Source organism: Acinetobacter marinus (assembly GCF_900096915.1).
GTDB lineage: Bacteria > Pseudomonadota > Gammaproteobacteria > Pseudomonadales > Moraxellaceae > Acinetobacter > Acinetobacter marinus.
Genome location: NZ_FMYK01000004.1, coordinates 257921 through 279239, shown reverse-complemented (window position 1 = coordinate 279239; position 21319 = coordinate 257921). Strand labels below are relative to the sequence as shown.

Sequence of the window (21319 nt, the reverse complement as noted above, 5' to 3'; positions counted from 1 at the left end):
TTATTTATCAAAACAATGAACAACAACTAATGCCAACACAAACTCAAATCATAAGAAGAAATATCCGACTTAGAGTATTTCTTTATGATCTTTTTATAACCACTATCAAAATACGCTGCCTTAAAAAAAAGATTAGATGCCTTTCGCGGATCATATACTCCAGAAAACATAACATTACCTTGAGACTTATAGTAATCAGCTCGGATACGATCAAACTTAACTTTACTATGAACAAACTCTTGATGGGTTAAATCACCAGTAGCATATGGAACCACCCAATCCACAGCCTTCTTCAAAGAGCCTCCGTTAGGTGAAACCCAATTAAACCAATCCTCACCATTTTTCTTTGCCAGAATAGCCACATCAACCAATGGCATTAAGTCAAATACAACATAATGAATGGCATCTCGCTCCTTAAAATCCACCGTCTCTCCTTGGCTATTAATATTATAAAAAATTTGATCCTTAAAAATTGTACGCGATGAATCAATAATTCCATCATCATCCGTAACAAAACCAATCATAGATATTATCTTCACCCTATAACTCTGCCAATTAGATATCCACCAACCATCTTTAGGTGCAGAATTTATTTTATCTATATAAACTTTCGCCCAATCTTTTAAGAACTTATCAACTTTAGAATTTTCCTTATTAGATAACTCACCTTTTATTATCCCATAACTATCTACCATTCGCATCATATGCTGCTCATATATTGGGATATACGAAGGCTCATAAGTATCAATCCATGCAAATAAAAATTTTTTTGTTAAGTTTAAGTATCTCTTATCATTAGTATACTTATATGCAATTGCAAAATCATGCATTTTACGCATATCTTTTAACGCCTTCGTACCTTCCTTATACTTCAATGTGTTTGGCAACCCCCCCACATCAATCGTCTTAAGAGGATTAGGTGAAGACTTTTTCTCTTTCTCCGCTCTACTCACGATCACTTTTATAGCATCCTCATCAACAAAGTAACATAAGTTTTTTCCATAGGATGCATTCACGATCACAAAATTAAGAACAAGTATTAAAAAAATCATTCTAAACATAAAATACTCTTCACTTCATATTGCTAACAAATGTAATATTGTACTGGGAAAAGAGGAGCTTTAGTAAACTCCAGAGGCTTTGTTACTTAAAGGCATCAGAACTTAATCCTAGCCAAAATAATGAACAACGCTTTGAATTGATAAGTATACGTTTTACGTGTTGTGCTCATGGTAAACATGAGTACATTACAACTTACTAAGTTTAACCCTCCATTTTTGACGACCCACATCAGTTTTTTCGAATTGACTTGTTCATTTAGGAAATATAGTGTTGAATATGCTGTTAACAGAAGGTTTGTGCATCAAAACTCAGTTATTTATTACTGTACAAACATTTTAACACCCTGAAATACAAATGAATGGAAAATCTTTAATGCTAACACCTAAAGAACTTGTAAACCACAATTCTATTTTACTAAGTATGGATATTTGGAATGCTGAAGGAGAGCTTGTTGCTGTTAAATTAAACACCCCATTCCAAGAATTAACTTTCAACGGTGATTTTGACAAAGTTGAGAACATATTACTCGAAATAAAAGGATATCCATTTTACAACTTAGTATCAGAAAAGGTGGATGTCTTACTCTCCCAACTCTATAAGCTTAAAAAAACATTAAATTTCAACGACACCAATTACAAAAAGGTTAGCCTAATACCTTTCAAAGATAAGAACAAAAAATTCCATCAAAATTTGGAAGATTTAGAAAATGGAATATATTTAAATTTTTTTTCAAATCATAGGTTTTCCAACTTCACAGAGAACTTTGATGGTAAGAGTTCTGAAATTATTAAAATATTAAAAAGTAAAAACTTTGATTTCCAAGTATCCCAACATTTTGCTGTAAAAATGAGAGTAATGTCTAACTGTCGTATTCATAATTTTGACGAAGGTTTCTGCACTATTTCTGATGAAAACCACCACTATGATCGGGGTAATTCAGCAAGATTAGCATCTTTAACTTCCTCCAATTTCTTACACAAAGACTGCAATAAAACAATTGAAAATGCTTTTATATTGCCATTCGAACACACATATTTGAATTATTATCACAATTTAATTGAATGCATATTTGGTTTAAGATATTTTGATTATCATAAGTATGATTATCCAATAGTTTACTCAAAAGATAAATTTAATATCATTCCATTTATAGCAAAAAAACTTAATATTGACCAAGATAGATTTTTATCACTAGATGACGTATCTACGACTCTCATAAAAAAAGCTTATTGCTTTCATAAGGGTAGTTTTTATTGGGATAAAAGTATATATGATTTCGCTCGTAAACTAATACCGTCTTCTGTCACACCTTCAAGAAAGAAGGTATATTTATCTAGATTAAAATCTAGAAGACCTATACAAAATGAATTAGAAGTTGAAAACTTCTTACGATGCTTGAATTTTGAGATCGTCTATTCAGAGGATTTGAACTTTGAGCAACAATGCAACCTTTTTAGTGAAATTGAGTATTTGGTTGCTCCGCACGGAGCAGGTCTTGCCAACATCTGTTTTATGCCTGAGGGAGCAACACTTGTCGAGATTTTCGAAAAGGGAATGATCAAAGCCGATTTTTATCTAAGATCAACACATAACAAGTTAAAATATGACTTTTTATTTTTAGATGATAACAAAAATCTAGATTTAAAATCTCTAAATGAGATAATTTCCAACAAATAATCATACAGACGAATAACACAAGTGTTATTCGTCTGTATTTGACAATGCTTCAAAAACAACGTCTTTCAACACATTAGGACTAAAGAGAGAGTTATACTCATACAGCTTACAAAAATTTGATATCCTTTCTATATTATAACTACTCAGATTTTTTTCTTCTAAGATGAATGGCTCAATATCTTCTCCACCTTTGAGTATAGAAAAACAATCATGAAATTTAAAATTATCATCTTTATGCAACTGATGCCCTCTAATCTTCACCCACAACCAAGGAATTCCATATGTTTGCGCAATTATGGCTCCGTGCAATGAAGTAGTTATACAATATTTTGAGTTTGAAATTTTATCAATGACATCTGATGGTGGCATACCAACATCAATAATATCCAAGTTTTCAAGTTTCTTACTCTTAAACATATTATACTGTGTCCAATGTGGGACAATACACCCTTTTTCAGAATAGTTCTTCACAGGGGTGTAAAAATCGTTTAATATAAAAGCTGGATCACCCAAAGGTATTTTTTTTGTAATACCTATTTTTCGAAGCAACTCCAAACTATTCAATCCTCGCAATGAAAGAATATTATCTTCATTTGTATAAATAGTTTTAGTATCTAGATTCTCTATTCTGTCCGTCATAAAGCCGCTCCCCCAAATTTTCATATTGAGATGATTTGGCTTAAATATACTTTCTAGGACTGAGCCAACACCTAAAACCGAATTTTGTGTTTTATAACCAAAAGAGTTAATTACTGGTCTTTCAGTTATCATACTGATCAACCATGGACCTATAACATCACCGAAGTTTGCATGTAAAGACCACCAGTACGCCACTATCGGCTTTTCAACAACTGGTTTATTCATATCATCTACTGTTAGGATTTGGTGATGCTCATAAAAACAGTTTTTCTTATTATGTGTTATTCGCCTTAATCTAAATACCTCTCGCTTTATTAGAGCAAATAAATCATGATTCCCCAAAATATTATCAACACTCACTATCAACACATTATCTGCCGAGGCAAAAGCACTATACAGAAATGAGAAGTTATCTGCTACTAATCGAGAAGATGCAATAATTTCAATTCTTACCTGTGACCTTAATAAATAAATCTTCAAACAATAATCAAATTTATAATCATTGATATAAATGAAATTATCATTTTGAGTTACCTCAACACCTTCAAAGGAGCTTTCTGTTAGACTTTTTATTTCCTCAAATCTATCTAAAATTACACTAACCATTGAAACCTCCACGTTTAAACTTACTCATCGCAGAACCAATCACTTGATGCATATCATAATACCGATATTCAGCAAGGCGACCGCCAAAAATTACATTTTCATCAGCGTTTGCCAGCTCTCTGTATTTTTTGAAGATTTCAGTATTTTTTTCATCGCCGATTGGATAGTATGGCGTTTTATCACGATCCCACTCATCAGGAATTTCCTTAGTGATAATCGTTTTATTTTTTTCTGCCGTAGAGTCATCAAAATGCTTATGCTCTATCATGCGTGTCCATGGTACATCAGCAGAATTATAGTTAATCACCGCATTGCCTTGGTAATTATCAACATCAATTACTTCGGTTTCAAACTTTAATGAACGATATTCTAGCTCACCAAATTGGAAACCATAATATTCATCAATTTTACCAGTGAAAACAACTTTGTCTGCCATTGCATCAAAATTTTCTTTATCTGCAAAATAGTCAACATTTGTGCGGACTTCGATACCATCCAACATTTGCTCAAACATCGCAGTATATCCACCAACTGGAATACCCTGATATTTATCAAAAAAGTAGTTATTGTCCCAAGTTAATCGTACTGGTAGACGTTTAATAATGGATGCTGGCAATTCTTTTGGATCTTTCTTCCATTGCTTTTTCGTATAGTCACGAATCAATGTATTGTAAATATCCGTACCGACTAAACTCAATGCTTGTTCCTCAAGATTCGCTGGTTCACGATCGAGCTTAAGTCGTTGCTCTTCGATCTTTGCCATAGCCTCTTGAGGTGTCGTCACCCCCCACATCGCATTAAATGTATACATACTAAAAGGCAGTGAGTATGCTTTGCCATTATTAATCGCAATAGGTCGATTTACAAAAGTATTAAATTCTGCAAAGCGATTTACATACTCCCAGATATCCGCATCATTGGTGTGGAAAATATGTGGTCCATAAATATGCTGATGGATACCATGCGTTTCTTTACTAAAGCAATTCCCTGCAATATGCTCACGCTTATCAATCACCAAACACTTTTTCCCAGCATCTGTAGCTAGTCTAGCGAAAGTTGTTCCAAACATACCTGCGCCAACAATTAAATAATCATACATTTTTCAAAATTCCTATTAACCAGCCAATTGCGCTAACAACTCTTCTTTCAGTGCTTCATACTGTTCCATATGTGTCTCTGGAACACGATCCTTAGCCCATACAACCAAGTCACGAACAAACTTACACCAAATCGTTTGCATTTGTGCATCATACGCACTGTATTTTGCAATTGTTTCATTCGTAAATCGCAATGACTCAAAAACCGCAAGCCTACGAACATCATTAATATTCGTAATCTGAGAGCGCGCACTGAACTTACGATGAGCACATACCGCATTTTCGCTATAACCAATATTATTGGCTGCAACAACGCTATGCCAATGATATGGAATATCATTGTGTACAACTGTTGAACCAAAGAAAATGTTTTCATCGTGAAGGAGTTCAGTTTTGATGATTCGATTCCAAGGATAATTGATCAAGCCCGAAGCCAATAACTTTAACTCATTATTAGACGTCGCATGAGCAAACTTACCCCAAATCTCTTGATCTGCATTAAACATACCACGAGATTTATTTTCTTCAAAAAATTCAATATTATACTTCATCAAATACAGATCATGTTGCTTGCTACTCGCATCTCTGACGGCTGCAACTAGATTATCAGCAATAATGACATCATCTGCATCTAAGAAGAAGGTATATTTACCAGTACACAGTGGAATCACTGCATTTCTAGCACGACCAGCACCTTTATTACCTTGCTGATAGAAATGAATATGCTGGTATCTATCAGCATATTCTTGGCAAATTTCTGCGGAGTTATCACTAGAACCATCATCAATAACAATCACATCATATTTCAATCCGTGAATTTTCAGTACGGATTCAAATGTATCTCGCAGCAAATCTTCACAGTTATATACGGGAATAACGATTGTTAAATCCAGCTCCGGATAAGCACTCTTATAATCATTAAATTTTTTCTTAAAATTAGCTCGAACATTCACTGGCGGGCAAGCTTTCGCTGTTTTTTCATAAATATTCGAAAAAACTTTTTTAATAATATTACCTGTTGTTGCATCTGCTTGGCGAGTAGCAATCCAGTCAGTTCGATAACAATAGTCATAAAACTCATCAAACTTAACCTGATCACCGATCGCATTGGCTCTCAAAAAGTTTGAAATTGTATTCATATGACATGTGATTGCCGCCAACTTATATGTTGCCGAACTCATGGTCTGCCCTTCACGCGCCATTCGATGATAACTAATTACCTTATCCACAACAACTATACGATTAGACTTACTCAACACAAACCAGTGTAATGGGTTATCCTCATAGAAATAATCCCCCTCAGGATAGTCGATGTTGTTTTGATGCAAAAAGTCTGTCTTATACAGCTTACGCCAAGGTACTGGAGATATACGATATAACTGTGCACAGTTTTTCGCAGAGATCAGAGTATTTAAAGGAATTCCTTCCCAATTGGCCTTATCATAAGCCTCTTTGACAATACGTGTATCATCTTCAAATGTTTTAAAATCGCCAACTACAATCTCAGCTTCATGCGCTTCAGCAGCTCGAATCAGTACCTCAAAAGCATCGGACTCAACCCAATCATCACTATCAACAAAACCTAAATACTTCCCTGTAGCAGCCTTAATCCCAATATTACTTGGAATACCTGCCCCACCTAATGTATTGAAATCCAAATTAATAAATTTGATGCGACTATCTAAGTCTTGATACATTTGAATAATTTTTTTACCGTTATCTGTCGAAGCATCATTAACAATAATCAATTCAAAATCAGTTACGGTTTGTGAAAGCACCGACAAGATACTTGCATCGAGATATGGAGCAACATTGAATACGGGCATAACAATAGATAATAATGGCTGACCACTGTCTGTCTGCACATCAAGAGATTGTGATCTTTCTTGTATCTCAACTATTTCTTCCACTAAACCTGATTGAATCAGGTAGTCAATATTGAACTTTGCTTGAGGATAAAGGGGATGATTTTTTGCAATACGCCGATACTCTTTTAAAGCATTAGCATAATCACCACTTCTTGCGTAATCATTACCTTTTTTCAAACTCATGACTGCTCCTCTTTATCCGTCATTTCAATTCGCTTTTTTTCATCATTAAATGCCAATACTTCTTTGATTAAATCAACTGGTAACTTTTTCAATCGATTTAAACCCTTCAAATCTTTCAACACCGTTTTACCTATCCGATAAGAAAGATGTTGCTTCGCCAACTCACCTTTCTGTGCATCTGTAAATTCATCCAAACTTTCATGAGCAGTAATTTCATCTGAAATCACTTTGATCAAATGCTCTTTAGTAACCTTGAGCACTCCAAGCGGAATTTGAGCAACCTGTCTATGCTTAGCACCTGAAACCAACACACTTCCTAGCTGATAAACAAGCCCAGATTTAACCAATTCGGCAGCACCCAGCTTCCTCTGTAAAGACCCAGCTTCATGCACTCCTTGATCATACATTCGCACCAACTCGTCTTGTACATCATAGAGCTGCTGTTTTAGCTTACTTAATTGGGCTTCATAATTACGCTCAAAGGATGTATGAGCATCATCTATTTTATCTGTCAATTGCTCTTGCAAAGCATAAACTTGTTGTAATAAAAGTTGGTTTTGAGATTTCCACTTAGCCTTTTCTTGCAAGTGATTAATATACAAAAGCTCAAGCTCATCTTGGACAAGGGATATTGTCTCAGATTTTGACGACAAATCATTTTGACAAAACTGAAGCTCACTTCTCAATTGTTTTATCTGGCTAGCATCCTCCTCAATACGCTTGAGTTTCAAAGCCAACTCATCAGACATTCGCACATGAGATTCATTGAGTTCATTATACTTATCTTGCAAATCAATATGACCCAAAATAAAGTTAGCGTTAACTTTGCTATACTTTGTTAAGAACAGGGCTTCCTGCTCTTCTTGCATACCATACAATTGTTCAAGACTGATGCCATTAGACTTAGACTTGAATGTTATCGAGAGAACACTTTGACTCAGATGCTTTAGAAAATCCTGCAAAACTTGAGTCTTTTTCCTCTGGCTCATTGAGTGATAGCGAGGAGATGTTAAACTTTCTTCAAAATCAAAAATTTCCCGCTTCAACTCTTCAACTTGCTCTGTGGCAGATAATTTGATCATATCAGACACCTCTATATATCCAATGCCACTTTCGCGGCAATCGCAATCTGATAAAGAATCGTCGTCAAGCCTCGAGCAATTTCTATGCCTTTCGATGACACTTTCGGCAACACCATAATCTCGTCACCCTCTTTGAGTTGATATCTAGATTTCACCAATTCAGACTCACCATTTTGATGTACGATAATCACTTTCGACTTATTCGACTTCTGGGTATACCCTCCAACTTGATTAATATAATCTTTAGCAGTCATCCCTTTTTGCCACTCTACCGCATTTGGGAACATCACCTCGCCATGCACCATGATGACAGAGGTCTTCTCTGGGATATTTAACACATCACCTTGTTCCAAAATCACATTAGAGAACGAGTTTGGATTTAATACCACTTGTCCTTTAGGCACCACTTTACGTGCTTTTTCTACAAACTGCTTGACCAACTGCGCATCCTGAAGACGCAAAGATGCCTCTTCTTTGGTTGCAGAACGCACAGAATAGGTCGATTCCTCAAGTTTATCTAACGCAACATTCAGCATCTCTTTCTGACGTTTCGCAACACTTGGACGGAACAGTTGCAAGTTCTGTACTTCAGACAATTCATTCGGTTTGAGTTGCTTCAGCACCTCAGAGAGTTTCGCACCATATGGCAACACAATTGCACGTGTCCCATTATGTGCCCCTTCAATACGCACCTGAATTGTGCCTGCATAACGATCCGCTGTCACACTCAGCACGTCACCATCTTGCAGCACGACATTCTGTGCTTCAGCAATCGAATAGTACTCACTACGATACTCTGAACCCTGACGGCGACTAATGCTGACATGTGTCGCACCAGGCTTTGGTTTAGCAACAGACAATGCCTGCTCAACCGTGAGTTGATCGACATTAAATTCAAAATCAAACGGGTTAAATACCTCGCCACTGACACTAAAGGTATGCTTTCGTGGCGCAACAACGATCACATCACCATCTTTGAATGAAAATGGTTGAATCTGACCCGCCAATAAGAAATCATACAAATTCACATATTGAATCATTCGTCCATTACGTTGAATTTGAATATCTACATAACTACCACGCTCTGGATCGACACCGCCCGCACGGTCGAGATAGGCAAGTACCGTATCATTTGCCACACCGCCGTAATTACCTGGTTGATTGACAAAACCAGTCACCAGCACTTTGACAGGCTGCGCCTGCTCAAGTGCAGCATAAACCCCGACATTTGCTACATAAACTCGACGCACGTTACGTTCAATCAGGTTTTGTAAATTCCCATTCGTTGTTCCCGCTACTTTTACAGGACCGACATTCGGTACAAATATATTCCCTTCAGGATCAACCGTTAAACTTCCTGCAAACTGATATGCACCCCATAAGCGAAGGTTGATATTGTCACCTGGGTTAATCACATAACTACTATTGAAGGTACTTCCCGCACTGGTCGCAAATGCACCTTTAAAAAGCTGCGCACCAAACATTCGACTATTGACTTGACTATATTTCGCACCCGTATTACCTAAATTAATCACTGAATTTGATGGCAACATTGCTGCAGCTTGTGCCTGCTCCTGATTGGCACTGGCATCGATGGTCTGGCTCGCAGAGCCACTTGGCCCAGAACTCAAAACATCAGAATCAGGCAACATCGTGTCATCTGTCGCTGCAAAAGCGAAGCTGATTTGGCTTGCCAAAAAAGTGGCTAATAACGTCTTTTTCATCAACTTACTCCTTATGCTCACGAATTACAGAGCGCACCAACATCACGATGCCGAAAAATAAATTCAATAATAAAAATGCACTGAATGCGATATAGCCAACACGTGGATATAACGCTTCTTGCGCCAATCTTGGGCTGGTAATCACGACAAGATTTTTCAACTTACGCACCGCTTCAAGGCGGGCTTTTTCCAATGAAGCCAAAGCCAATTTATACAAATCTGTATTGAATTCAACCTGTGCTTTTAGACTTTCAAAATCAGCTGCACTGCGGTTGAGTTTTTCTGCATTTCCAGGTGAGGTTAACTTAGATTTTTCATCTTGGATTTGCTTTTCAACCGACTGAATCTGACTACGCAAAGCCACCACTTGCGGTGCCGTTGGGTTTAAATAGCTCAGCAAAGTACGCTCTTCCGTACGAAGTTGCGCCAAATTTGATTCAAGCTGGTTGACAATTTGTGCGACCGCTTGCGCTTGCGCTTGTGGGTCAAACATTTGATTTTTATTTTGATAACTAATCAACGCTTCACGTGATTGAGTCAGATTTTCCAATGCCTCATTGAGTTGATCTGTGGCAAATACCAATTGATCTTTCGCTACTTCTTGTGAAATATCATTCACAAACTGCTCACTTTCCGCCAAGATTTCCTGATTCAACCTTAACGCAAACGACGGGCTAAAACCTTCGACAGACAGATGCAATAAATTTGTTTGTTCATCCAAGTCGACTTTGACTCGTTTATTATAATATGCTACCAACTCTTCTTTAGAGGCACTTGCAGGTAACTCAAAAATAGGATCACTACCACTCCCTTGAAACTCTTTTTGTAGATCAAGCTTTTTATCCAGCTTCTCAACGAGATCTCGGGACTGTATAAAAGCTTTTAAATACTGAGAATCCTCGGTACTGGTACTACTTACACCAAGCAAAGCGCCAATACCTGTCGACGCCTCTGTGCTTACCTCACCAACCTGCTTCACGACCACGGTTGCATCCGTTAAATACCTACCTTGAGCAAACAAAAGCAAATATAAAAGAACCACAACAAGTGGCACGATCACCATGGCTAAATACGCTAAAAGCGTAGAACGATTATTTTTTGCCCAATGCATATTCTTTATAAACCTCTACAGCTTCATTAATATCATCAAAATATTGCGCTTTTCCGTCCTGTACAAAAAAACCCACATCACAGTTCTTTGTTAAGTCCTCTAAATTATGAGACACCATAATAATGTTTGAGTTCGCCTTGAGGTCATTCAACATCTTTTGACTTCGCTTTTTAAACACGGCATCACCAACTGCACCAACTTCGTCCAAAAGATAATAATCAAACTCAAAAGCCATACTCAAACCAAAACCCAAGCGTGAGCGCATACCAGACGAATAACTTTTAATTGGCATATCAAAATACTTACCAAGCTGAGCAAAATCCTCAACAAAAGCGATAACCTGAGAAACATCGTCTTCCGCAGCATACAAGCGTGCGACAAAACGTACATTTTGTCTCCCAGTTAAACTCCCTTGAAAACCACCAGATAAAGCAACTGGCCACGATATGGTTTTATTCGTAATCACCTGCCCAGAATCAGGATAATCTATCCCACCAATAATACGCAATAAAGTACTTTTCCCAGCACCATTTTTTCCAAGCAGCCCAACACTTTTATTGGTTGGCAAAACAACGTTTAAATCCCTAAATACATAATGCCGACCTTTAGGTGTCACAAAAGATTTAGTTAAATTGCGCAACTCAATCATTTTCTAGTCAACATCCTTTCTTGAAATACTTGATTTAATGCCAACCCTAAAAACAATACAAAAACCACACACATCCAAACATAAGACATACTCACACCTTTCACAGTAATATAAGTCGGTGCAACACTGTGCCTCATTAACTCGAATATATGTGCCAAGGGGTTCCATAAAAAATAGACCAAATACTCCTCAGGAACCCTATGTAAAGGAAATATTGCGCCAGACATAAAATACATTAATATGAAAAATGGTGTAATAACTTTATTAATCTCTTTACTCCAAGAACCAATCACCATTAAACAAATTGACAAACCAAATGAAAACAACAATACAGCAAGCCAACAAAACAATAAGTATGGAATGTGAGATAAACTAACCTCAAATCCAATCCAAACTAGTACTAAAGTTAATAACACGTAACAAACAAAATACAGCAAAAACTCTAGGCCAGTTCGCGCAAGAATAATATCAATTGGCTTTACATTTCGATAACTTAAAAGCCCTGCATTTGCTTCAATCGCACCCAAGGCTTTTATAGCAGACTTCCTAAATACAAAAAAAGGCAAAATACCATTTATTAAGAAAACTGGATATTCAATACCAGGCAAAACTCGCTTTATGATTGCGCCAAATAAAATCAACATAAACACAACATTAAGCGCAGGCTCTACAAGCGCCCAAACATAACCGATCCGATAATGTCCAAATCGTGTCTGTAATTCACGCAGAAACAATGCACGTATCGACGCATACATTACCGCGATACCACTGCGTGGTTTAAAGCGTGGCAATCGTTTGAGCTGTGTTTCCGTGTTATCAGACATAGGCAAAAACCATCAAAAATGTATCTTAAATAAGCAAGTTTAATCATGTAGCAAGCTGAGTATACCGTATCCAAGATGACATGATGCAAGGAAATTTAGCATTCAGCCATTTAAACCAAATGCAATTAATCCAGTCAAACTACCTAAATAATACGCAATACTGTTCGAGTATTTTACATAAGTGCTTGGTTGTTACCGTAACAAAATGTTTTGTTCCCTCCATATTCACTAGGGATACCATTGATTCACCACATCCGAGCACCTTTCAAACCCAATAAGTCTTATCAATAAAACCCAATGCAATACGCCATGCTTTGTAGTATCTTAAAGCACTTTTTACATTCAACTTCTTCAACTATGAATTTCGCCCAGCAACATTCACAACAGTTTGATGTCGTTATCATTGGTAGCGGTGGTGCAGGTTTAACTTTGGCGCTTTCGTTGCCCGAGCATTATCAAATTGCAGTTTTGGCAAAGTCTCATCTGCAAGATGCTAGTACCTATTTCGCCCAAGGTGGTGTGGCTGCCGTACTTGATCAAGAAGATTCGATTGAACAGCATATTGATGACACTATGATTGCAGGTGGACATCTTTGTCACTTAGATGCGGTAAAATTCACCGTTGAAGGTGGGCAAGATGCCGTTGATTTTTTACTCAAGCAAGGTGTGCAATTCACTTTAGATGAGCAAGAAAACTTACACCTTACCCGTGAAGGTGGACATTCTCAGCGCCGTATCATTCATGCTGCTGATGCCACAGGCAAAGCGATTTCCACGACTTTGGTTGAACGTGCTCAAGAAAAAGAAAATATCCACTTATTTGAAAATGTAGTCGCTATTGATGTCATCACCACACAAAAAGCCCAGATAGAACATTCTGAAAATCGTGCGATCGGCGTGTATGCGCTCGATGAAACCACTGGCGAAGTCAAAACATTTTTAGCGCCATTTACTGCACTCGCCTGTGGTGGTGCGATGAAAGCCTACCTTTATACGTCAAATCCTGACATTGCCACTGGTGATGGCATTGCTATGGCGTGGCGTGCAGGCTGTCGTATTGCTAACATGGAATTTAACCAGTTCCATCCGACTTGCCTGTATCATCCTAAAGCGCGCTCTTTTTTAATCACTGAAGCCATGCGTGGTGAAGGTGCATATTTGCGATTACCTGATGGTGAGCGTTTTATGCTTCGTTTTGACGAACGTGCCGAGCTTGCCCCTCGTGATGTGGTGGCACGTGCCATCGACTATGAAATGAAACGTCTTGGTCTACGTCATGTCTGGCTCGACATTACCCATCAGCCTGAAAGTTTTGTCAAAGAACACTTCCCGACACTCTATGCACGTTTGCTCGAGCTCGGCATAGACATTACCAAGGACAAAATTCCTGTAGTTCCTGCAGCGCACTACACCTGTGGTGGTGTAATCGTCGATCAACATAGTCAAACAGATATTGCAGGACTGTATGCCATTGGCGAAACCTCATCGACGGGCTTACATGGTGCCAATCGCATGGCAAGCAACTCCCTTTTAGAATGTTTTGTCTATGGCATGAGCGCAGCCAAGCATATTCAATCTCAAATCGACAATGCACCTCGGTTCGATCAAGTCAATCCATGGGATGCCTCGCAAGTAGAACATCCTGATGAAGATGTCGTCATCCTACAAAACTGGGATGAATTACGTACTTCGATGTGGAATTATGTGGGAATTGTACGCACAACTAAACGCTTGGAACGTGCATTGCATCGTATCGAGATGCTGAAACGAGAAATTGAGGAATATTATCAAGGCTATAAGGTCAGTAAAAATCTGATCGAACTACGCAATTTGGTTTTAGTGTCTGAAATGATTGTGCGCTGTGCCATGCAACGCAAAGAATCTCGTGGCTTGCATTACACATTGGATTATCCTGAATTATCAGATGAAATTCGAGATACTATTTTGACACCACCTGATTTTTTGGTCAGTCAGCCGTTGGTAGACAATTAAACTCGTATTCAACGCTGTAAATTTCAAAAATGATCGAGCTAAACGGATGAGCTCGACATCTATACTTGCGCTGACATTGGTGAATTGCGCTGTTTATTTTCCCAATAGGCAATCAAAAACGCTAATGCAAACAAAATCATAAAGCCACCTGTCATTGGTCGTAATGTCCCATCATACATCTGTCCAATGATCGCTGCCAAAATCAATGAAATGATCGACGATGCCGCACCAATAATTGCCGACGCCATGCCAGCAACATGCCCCATCGGCTCCATAGCAATCGCATTTAAGTTGCCAAACAATGTGCCGAACATGGCAAATAAAAACACTGCATAGAGCATAAATAACCAAAACGGAATCTGCATACCCACAATTTGTAGCGCAAAGAATAAGAACGACAAAATACTTAAACCGAGCAAGCCATAAATACAAATGGTGCGCATACCAAAGCGCATGACAATTTTTGAATTGGTAAAAGATGCAACGCCCATCACCCCAGCAAGCAACGCAAAATAACCGCTGAACGCTTCGCCTGACAGACCATACTGTTGCATAAATATCTGCTGTGAACTACCGAGATAGCCAATCAAACCACCGAAGCAAAAGCCCGCACAAATCAGATAACTCATCGTAGTTTTATTGCGTACCACTTCAAAAAAGCCTTCTTGAAATGCTGACTTGCGCATCGCAATTCGGTTCTCAGGCAATAAGGTTTCTTCCAATCGAAAAGCGACCCACGCACCTATGACGAAGGCATAAATCACATACATCAGGAAAATTTCACGCCAACCAGAAAAGTGAATAATCAACTGCCCAATACTTGGCGCAACCGCAGGCGCCACCATGAATACCATCATGATCAAGGACATAATCCGCGCCATTTGATCGCCACTGTATTTATCTCGCACAGTTGAAATCGATGCCACATAAGGCCCTGCAACACCAACACCTTGAATGAATCGTCCAAGTAGAAAAAATTCAAATTGCTGGGTAAGGTAGCACAATAAACTACCGACAAAATAAATCGCAATGCCTGCAAACAAGATACGCTTGCGTCCGATCGCATCGGATAATGGTCCTGCAATCAGTTGTCCGATGGTCATCCCTGCAAAGATCGCAATGATCACCCATTGCGCTTGATTATCATTTTTTACCGAAAGCGCTTGCCCAATCTCCCCGAGCGCAGGAAGTACCGCATCAATCGAAAACGATACGATCGACATCAGTAATGCCATCAGCAGGGTAAATTCACGGAACTTAATATTGCTTTGCATAGGACATCCACACAATTTATGCTGATTTTTTGATCTGAGCGATATTATACGCAGTCAATGAAAATTTAATATCCATCTTGACTGCTTCATATACGGATACATGACAACGCAAACACCACCAGAAAATAAAACCTCACAAGACATTGACTTATGAGGTTTTCAGCAATCATCGACTTCAATGGAATGCGTCACCTTAACGCATTCATGAAACATTAACTACAAAGTGAGCTAAGCCTGTTGACGCTTGTTATACGCAATCGATGAGAATACCGCCCAAACAATAAAGATAATCCCGATCAAGCCCGTGACCAACTCAGGCACATGTAAGCCTGTACCACTTGCCAACATAATCACCGCCAAAGCACCAATCGCATAATGTGCGCCATGCTCAAGGTAGATATAGGCATCAAGTGTGCCTTTATCCACAAGATAGATCGTCATCGAACGCACAAACATCGCACCAATTGCCAAACCAAGCATGATGATCACCACATCATTGGTAATGGCAAAAGCACCAATTACACCATCAAAACTAAATGATGCATCCAGCACTTCGAGGTAGATAAATCCACCGATACCACCTTTCATGATCGCCTTGCCGACTTCGGCATTGCCACTCGCTTCATCATCTTCACTCGAACCACCTTCAAGCAAATGTCCAATGACTTGTACACCGACATAAACCACGATGCCCCAAATCCCTGCCATGATCACCACCAGCTTTTGTTCTTCTGGCACTTGTCCAGCCAAGATGATCAAAGCGATTAAGGAAATAAACACCGATACCGCAGGAATACTACCGAAATGCGCTGATTTTTGCTCAAGCCAATGGAACCAATGGGTGTCTTTTTCATCATCGAACATGAAGTTCAAAAACACGAGGAGCAAGAACATACCACCAAATGCAGCTATTTCTGCATGATGTGCCATCAATTTTTGTGAATATTGATCAGGATCATCTAAGGCTAAACGTGCAACTTCAATCATGCCCATATCGGCGGTCACGGCTACGATCAACAGCGGGAAAACCAGTCGCATACCAAAAACTGCAACAATAATTCCGACTGTCAAAAACAGCATTTTCCAGAACGGATCCCAGCCTTTTAGCACCGAGGCATTGACCACGGCATTATCAAACGATAACGACACTTCCATCACCGCCAAAATCGCAGTAATTGCCAATGCTTTGAGCATGGTCTGGATAGCAGCTTCAGCGCCGTGGCTATAGCCCCAATAGGCTGACAATGCCAAACAAACAATAGTAAAAACGATTGAAAATCGAAAATGTTTAAGCATTTTGCTTACCCTTAAACAAATCTAAAAAATTGCCTGCATGATACACCACAGCGCTGAATATTACTGCACAGAATCGTCCAAAGTTGCTATCGAATTTCACCGAAGAAAAAGCGCATGATCACTTTTGTAGAAAGGATGTGCTTAATTACAACGTGCTTAAAGCCGTTGCAACAATCCTGTGGCATTCAACACATCATATTGTTTAATTACAAAACTCGAATGCAGTGCCACCACATTGTCAATTTTCCCCAAACGCTTGAGCAATACATCACTATAATTATCCATATCTCTTGCCACCACTTCGAGCAAGAAATCTGCCGACTGCCCCGTGATCAAAAACGCATTGGTGACTTCTGGAATGTCCTCAACTGCTGCCAAAAACCGCTCAAAAGTCTCCGAATCATGACGACTGAGTGACACTTGCAAAATGGCATGGAAACTAAATCCGAGCTTTTGATAATTAATTTCACGTTTGATTTTGCCGATGATTTGACTATCGACCAAATTTTTAATGCGTCGATGTACCGAGCTGACCGACAAATGGATGCGTTCGGACAATTCATTCAGATTCATATCCTCATGACTCAAGATTTCGATGATTTGCTTATCATAATGGTCAAGTTCCATGCGGACTCCAAGGGACAGGTGAGATCAAAATCGGTCGATGTGATCGTAAGATGCGTAAAAAAAAATAACAGCGAAATTATTATTATCGATAAAGTAGTTACGGGATTTCGAGGGAGAATTTAACCGCAATCTAATGACGGCTCAATCTCTACAGATCACATCGCACGGGTCTGTGCATTTTCGATTCGCTTGTGGCAAATCGCCGTATCTGTTGCGCTGTGACTTTTTGGGTCAACACACCAAGCAGGTTTTGCTATTTTGGTGCATCTTTGCTTCAATCTCTAGAAATCTCGAAGCAGTTTGGTGCAGCGCATTCCCTCTCACACCCTGAAAACTAATGTACCAATAACTGCTTTAAATTATTTCTCGATTTTGTAGTTTTTACCAGAGAATATGGAAATATTTTTCACTTTACAATTATTTCATATTATTAATTTCCAGATACACTCCAAACATTAAATTATTTATCAAATTTCTCAGCGATTTGCACGGATTCACACAGCATTTCATCGGTTTGCAATCATTTTTCTGCATGATTTTTTATCAGGTCATTTTTTAAAAAATCTGACTGAGCAAGGCATACATTTTGCTTATTTAATTTTAAATTCCAAGCGATACTAGCTACATCGATTGTCATGCTGTTGCATCACCACATCACAGCCCAAATGATTTTAAAAAGTGATATGAATGAAAATACTTAGCCAACTTATTTTGTTATGTCTAAACTCAAAGTCGTACTGATCGACGATCATCCAGACCGAGCAGAATATGTCGCCAAAACACTAGAACAACAATCGTTTCAAGTGGTTGGTTGCTTTCTCTCCTCCCAAACCAGTTTACTCAATCTGGAGTCACTGGATGCGGACGTGATTTTGCTCGATATGGATCATCCGCATCGTGATGTGGTGGAAAGTTGCGTGATGAATTCCAACTTACCCATTGTTTTGTTTACCAAGAATACTGACCGTCAAACGATTCACAGTGCCATTGATGCAGGGGTGACCGCATATATCGTTGATGGCATTGACAATGAACGCCTACATGCGATCTTAGACATCGCCATCGAGCAATACAAACATCATCAAAAATTACTCAAAGATCTGAATGATGCCAAAAGCAAACTCGCCGATCGCAAAGACATTGACCGTGCCAAAGCATTACTCATGCAGCTGCACCATATTGATGAGGAAGATGCCTATAAACGTCTGCGTAAACATGCCATGAGCCATCGTATTACTTTGGGCGAGGCGGCTCGGCATTTTTATGAAGCCTTATCATTGATCAACCCATCCGATCAGGAGCAACCATGACCGTCATGCCATTAGAGTCCGATCACGATAGTACAAATATATTAAAGGTTGGCTATTTACCCTTGGTCGACAGCATTGCGCTACTTTGGGCACAACATCATGGTTATTTTACTGCGGAAAATTTAACGGTTGAATTGGTGCAAGAAACCTCTTGGGCAACACTTCGAGATCGTTTGGCGTTTGGCATATTGCAGGCTGCGCACTGTCTGTCGCCGATCGTTGCCAGTGCCTGTAGTACCGCAGATGATATTGGCATTGCGATGCGCACCGCTTTGGTGCTCTCACATAACACGGCAAAAATCAGTCTAAAAGCTGAACTGTATGATGCGCTTGACATTCAAGCTAGCGATTTACCGCATCAAAGTGCAGCGAAATTTGTTACTCATTCAAAGCAAATCACGCACAAATTGGCTCAAGTCTTCCCTGCATCATTACATCATTTTACCCTTCGAGAATGGTTACGCCTTGCTGATCAGGACTTTGCCCATCAATGCAAACTTGCCACCTTGCCACCGCATTATATGCTTGAGGCAATGCATCACGGTACGATCGATGGTTGTTGCGTCGGTGAGCCGTGGAATAGTGTCGGTGCGACCCAGCAAATTTCCAAAATCATCTGTCGTTCGCAAGATGTCATTCCCAGTATTGCCGACAAAGTGCTTGCTGTGACCAATGAGTGGGCAGATGCACATCCCACATTACATCAGGCGCTGGTTCTTGGCTTGATGAAAGCACAGCGAGATTTGGCAAAAACGGAAAATAGTGCGGCAGCCTATCAACTGCTCCAGCAGTTTGGCATTATCGACACCGCTTTTGATTTAGCGCTTGATCCTGCACTTAGCTCAGCGACTTTACAAGCAGATGTTGAAGCCTTAATTGTGCAAATCCATCAACAGAATATGCAACCCAAAGCCACGGATTTTGATTGGATTTTGTCACAACTCAAAGCATGGCTACATGCTGATTTAGACGCTGGAAAATTTCAGGATTATAGTTTGCAATGTATTGATTTGGCCTGTTATCAACAGGTATTGAGTGAGTTAAATCAAGCCTAAGCGCTTAGCCACCAATGGCATGCATACTAATTTTACGCAGTGGCGCACGCTGTTTACTGACATAGCCTGCGTCTTTGTACCAGACCACAGTTTTAATGGTGCCGATGATCTCGTTTCGTAGTGCATCATCATTATTTTTTTGATATTGTTCAAGTTTATCTTTAAAACTTAAACCTTGATCACTAAATAAGCAAGTAAATAACTCGCCTGTCGCCGTAAAGCGCAAGCGATCACATTGCTGACAAAATGGATTAGAAATCGTAGAAATAATCCCAATTCTATAGATTTGTTTTGAAAAATGTTCTTTAACTGCATCATTTAAATTTTGAATTGCAAATTGCCGTGCAGGTTCATGATCTTGTGCTATTGCGGTGATCTGAAATTCTTTTTCCAGTGTACTCAAGATATCTTGCTCACTGACCACCCAATCCTTTTGCCACAGCGCATCACCATCGAGTGGCATATATTCAATAAAACGCACGCTAATGTTCTGCGCCATGCCCCATTTCACCAAAGGAATGATTTGATCATCGTTGATGCCACGCATCAGTACGCTGTTGATTTTTATTTTTAAGCCGACAGCTTGCGCAGCAGCAATGCCTTGTAAAACAGGTTGTAGTGATTTTTTGGTGAGTTGTTGAAATTGCGTGGCATCTAAACTGTCCAAGCTGATATTCAGATCATCCAAGCCTGCACGTTTTAAACCCTCTGCGTATTTGGCGAGATAATGCGCATTGCTGGTCATCGAAATACGCTTTAAACCTTTGGCACGCAAGCGATTTAGGTCGTTAATAAAATGCACCACACCTTGACGCATTAACGGCTCGCCACCTGTGATGCGAATACTTTCAATGCCCTGCTCAACCATCAACTCGCAAAAGGTATACAGCGCCTCAAATGAAAGAATATCCTTTTTCGCCAACCATTCAGGATGTTCAGGCATGCAGTACTGACATTTAAAATTACAGCGATCCGTGACAGAAATGCGTAGTTTGCGTTTTTCACGACCAAATTGATCCACCAAGTTTGCATTGCTACGCACTTGTCGCTGTGGCGAATGATCATGTGTAGACATGATCTGTGTTGGTAGATCATTCAATTGCTTTACTCACTCATGGATTGTTCAGAAAAACAATTTTTGTCAAAATAAGAAATTAAATCAAGCAAATACAAACGCACTAGGGAACGCATCGAAAACCTAGCGAGTAGCGTAAATTTCAAGGCGCACCTCGCACAGCAACCG

General features: G+C 39.2%; 17 protein-coding genes. 4 read left to right on the top strand and 13 right to left on the bottom strand.

The window, feature by feature from the left end; translation table 11 throughout:
* Positions 1-26: 26 nt before the first annotated feature.
* Entirely contained in the window at positions 27-1061 is a 1035-nt protein-coding gene (locus tag BLQ60_RS09615) for an alginate lyase family protein (RefSeq protein ID WP_092619467.1), read from the bottom strand.
* Between the two features lie 355 nt (positions 1062-1416).
* Here BLQ60_RS09615 and BLQ60_RS09610 point away from each other — a divergent pair, with 355 nt between their 5' ends.
* A complete protein-coding gene (locus tag BLQ60_RS09610) occupies positions 1417-2739 on the top strand; it encodes a glycosyltransferase family 61 protein (RefSeq protein WP_092619464.1) in 1323 nt (440 codons plus the stop codon).
* A 24-nt stretch (positions 2740-2763) separates the two neighbouring features.
* Here the strand turns inward: BLQ60_RS09610 and BLQ60_RS09605 are convergent, their stop codons facing one another.
* From BLQ60_RS09605 to BLQ60_RS09570, 8 genes are read right to left on the bottom strand one after another with little or no spacing between them, the layout of a single operon-like run.
* Positions 2764-3984 (bottom strand): polysaccharide pyruvyl transferase family protein, encoded by a 1221-nt coding sequence (locus tag BLQ60_RS09605; RefSeq protein WP_092619461.1) that lies wholly within the window; start codon positions 3982-3984, stop codon positions 2764-2766.
* On the bottom strand, positions 3977-5083 hold the full coding sequence (glf, locus tag BLQ60_RS09600) for a UDP-galactopyranose mutase (RefSeq protein ID WP_092619458.1): 1107 nt from the start codon (positions 5081-5083) through the stop codon (positions 3977-3979). Before glf ends, BLQ60_RS09605 begins: the two co-directional genes overlap by 8 nt.
* A 15-nt stretch (positions 5084-5098) precedes the next feature.
* Positions 5099-7132 carry a glycosyltransferase family 2 protein gene (locus tag BLQ60_RS09595; RefSeq protein ID WP_092619455.1) on the bottom strand — a complete coding sequence of 678 codons (2034 nt, stop codon included), beginning with the start codon at positions 7130-7132 and terminating at the stop codon, positions 5099-5101.
* A complete protein-coding gene (locus BLQ60_RS09590) occupies positions 7129-8214 on the bottom strand; it encodes a hypothetical protein (RefSeq protein WP_143005208.1) in 1086 nt (361 codons plus the stop codon). Before BLQ60_RS09590 ends, BLQ60_RS09595 begins: the two co-directional genes overlap by 4 nt.
* Positions 8215-8225: 11 nt before the next feature.
* Complete coding sequence (locus BLQ60_RS09585) at positions 8226-9938, bottom strand: polysaccharide biosynthesis/export family protein (protein ID WP_092619449.1); 1713 nt, start codon at positions 9936-9938, stop codon at positions 8226-8228.
* Between the two features lie 4 nt (positions 9939-9942).
* Positions 9943-11049, bottom strand: coding sequence for a KpsE/RkpR family capsule polysaccharide export protein (locus BLQ60_RS09580; protein ID WP_092619446.1), 1107 nt, complete (start codon positions 11047-11049; stop codon positions 9943-9945).
* Positions 11030-11698 carry an ABC transporter ATP-binding protein gene (locus BLQ60_RS09575; protein WP_092619443.1) on the bottom strand — a complete coding sequence of 223 codons (669 nt, stop codon included), beginning with the start codon at positions 11696-11698 and terminating at the stop codon, positions 11030-11032. Before BLQ60_RS09575 ends, BLQ60_RS09580 begins: the two co-directional genes overlap by 20 nt.
* Positions 11695-12522, bottom strand: coding sequence for an ABC transporter permease (locus BLQ60_RS09570; protein ID WP_244516014.1), 828 nt, complete (start codon positions 12520-12522; stop codon positions 11695-11697). The genes BLQ60_RS09575 and BLQ60_RS09570 overlap by 4 nt, the downstream gene beginning before the upstream one ends.
* A 357-nt stretch (positions 12523-12879) precedes the next feature.
* Here BLQ60_RS09570 and nadB point away from each other — a divergent pair, with 357 nt between their 5' ends.
* Positions 12880-14514, top strand: coding sequence for an L-aspartate oxidase (gene nadB, locus BLQ60_RS09565; RefSeq protein ID WP_092619440.1), 1635 nt, complete (start codon positions 12880-12882; stop codon positions 14512-14514).
* A 59-nt stretch (positions 14515-14573) separates the two neighbouring features.
* On the opposite strand, the gene BLQ60_RS09560 is transcribed toward nadB, so the two are convergent.
* The 3 genes from BLQ60_RS09560 to BLQ60_RS09550 form a co-directional block, all read right to left on the bottom strand.
* Positions 14574-15788: a multidrug effflux MFS transporter gene (locus BLQ60_RS09560; protein WP_092619437.1), complete on the bottom strand. Its 1215-nt coding sequence runs from the start codon at positions 15786-15788 to the stop codon at positions 14574-14576.
* 228 nt (positions 15789-16016) lie between these two features.
* Positions 16017-17084, bottom strand: coding sequence for a DUF475 domain-containing protein (locus BLQ60_RS09555; protein ID WP_092619434.1), 1068 nt, complete (start codon positions 17082-17084; stop codon positions 16017-16019).
* Between the two features lie 156 nt (positions 17085-17240).
* A complete protein-coding gene (locus tag BLQ60_RS09550; protein ID WP_092619431.1) occupies positions 17241-17711 on the bottom strand; it encodes an Lrp/AsnC family transcriptional regulator in 471 nt (156 codons plus the stop codon).
* Between the two features lie 716 nt (positions 17712-18427).
* Between BLQ60_RS09550 and BLQ60_RS09545 the strand changes: the two genes are divergently transcribed.
* Entirely contained in the window at positions 18428-19021 is a 594-nt protein-coding gene (locus BLQ60_RS09545; RefSeq protein WP_092619428.1) for an ANTAR domain-containing response regulator, read from the top strand.
* Positions 19018-20076, top strand: coding sequence for an ABC transporter substrate-binding protein (locus BLQ60_RS09540; RefSeq protein ID WP_092619425.1), 1059 nt, complete (start codon positions 19018-19020; stop codon positions 20074-20076). The genes BLQ60_RS09545 and BLQ60_RS09540 overlap by 4 nt, the downstream gene beginning before the upstream one ends.
* 4 nt (positions 20077-20080) lie before the next feature.
* Here the strand turns inward: BLQ60_RS09540 and moaA are convergent, their stop codons facing one another.
* Positions 20081-21151, bottom strand: coding sequence for a GTP 3',8-cyclase MoaA (gene moaA / locus BLQ60_RS09535; RefSeq protein ID WP_092619422.1), 1071 nt, complete (start codon positions 21149-21151; stop codon positions 20081-20083).
* Positions 21152-21319 lie beyond the last annotated feature (168 nt).

Excerpts from the sequence above, each read along its gene's own strand:
- BLQ60_RS09570 (WP_244516014.1), bottom strand. The coding sequence starts at position 12,522 with ATGTCTGATAACACGGAAACACAGCTCAAACGATTGCCACGCTTTAAA.
- moaA (WP_092619422.1), bottom strand. The coding sequence starts at position 21,151 with ATGTCTACACATGATCATTCGCCACAGCGACAAGTGCGTAGCAATGCA.
- BLQ60_RS09545 (WP_092619428.1), top strand. The coding sequence starts at position 18,428 with ATGTCTAAACTCAAAGTCGTACTGATCGACGATCATCCAGACCGAGCA.
- nadB (WP_092619440.1), top strand. The coding sequence starts at position 12,880 with ATGAATTTCGCCCAGCAACATTCACAACAGTTTGATGTCGTTATCATT.
- BLQ60_RS09595 (WP_092619455.1), bottom strand. The coding sequence starts at position 7,132 with ATGAGTTTGAAAAAAGGTAATGATTACGCAAGAAGTGGTGATTATGCT.
- BLQ60_RS09540 (WP_092619425.1), top strand. The coding sequence starts at position 19,018 with ATGACCGTCATGCCATTAGAGTCCGATCACGATAGTACAAATATATTA.
- BLQ60_RS09550 (WP_092619431.1), bottom strand. The coding sequence starts at position 17,711 with ATGGAACTTGACCATTATGATAAGCAAATCATCGAAATCTTGAGTCAT.
- BLQ60_RS09580 (WP_092619446.1), bottom strand. The coding sequence starts at position 11,049 with ATGCATTGGGCAAAAAATAATCGTTCTACGCTTTTAGCGTATTTAGCC.
- BLQ60_RS09590 (WP_143005208.1), bottom strand. The coding sequence starts at position 8,214 with ATGATCAAATTATCTGCCACAGAGCAAGTTGAAGAGTTGAAGCGGGAA.
- BLQ60_RS09605 (WP_092619461.1), bottom strand. The coding sequence starts at position 3,984 with ATGGTTAGTGTAATTTTAGATAGATTTGAGGAAATAAAAAGTCTAACA.
- BLQ60_RS09585 (WP_092619449.1), bottom strand. The coding sequence starts at position 9,938 with ATGAAAAAGACGTTATTAGCCACTTTTTTGGCAAGCCAAATCAGCTTC.
- BLQ60_RS09555 (WP_092619434.1), bottom strand. The coding sequence starts at position 17,084 with ATGCTTAAACATTTTCGATTTTCAATCGTTTTTACTATTGTTTGTTTG.
- BLQ60_RS09610 (WP_092619464.1), top strand. The coding sequence starts at position 1,417 with ATGAATGGAAAATCTTTAATGCTAACACCTAAAGAACTTGTAAACCAC.
- BLQ60_RS09575 (WP_092619443.1), bottom strand. The coding sequence starts at position 11,698 with ATGATTGAGTTGCGCAATTTAACTAAATCTTTTGTGACACCTAAAGGT.
- BLQ60_RS09560 (WP_092619437.1), bottom strand. The coding sequence starts at position 15,788 with ATGCAAAGCAATATTAAGTTCCGTGAATTTACCCTGCTGATGGCATTA.
- BLQ60_RS09615 (WP_092619467.1), bottom strand. The coding sequence starts at position 1,061 with ATGTTTAGAATGATTTTTTTAATACTTGTTCTTAATTTTGTGATCGTG.
- glf (WP_092619458.1), bottom strand. The coding sequence starts at position 5,083 with ATGTATGATTATTTAATTGTTGGCGCAGGTATGTTTGGAACAACTTTC.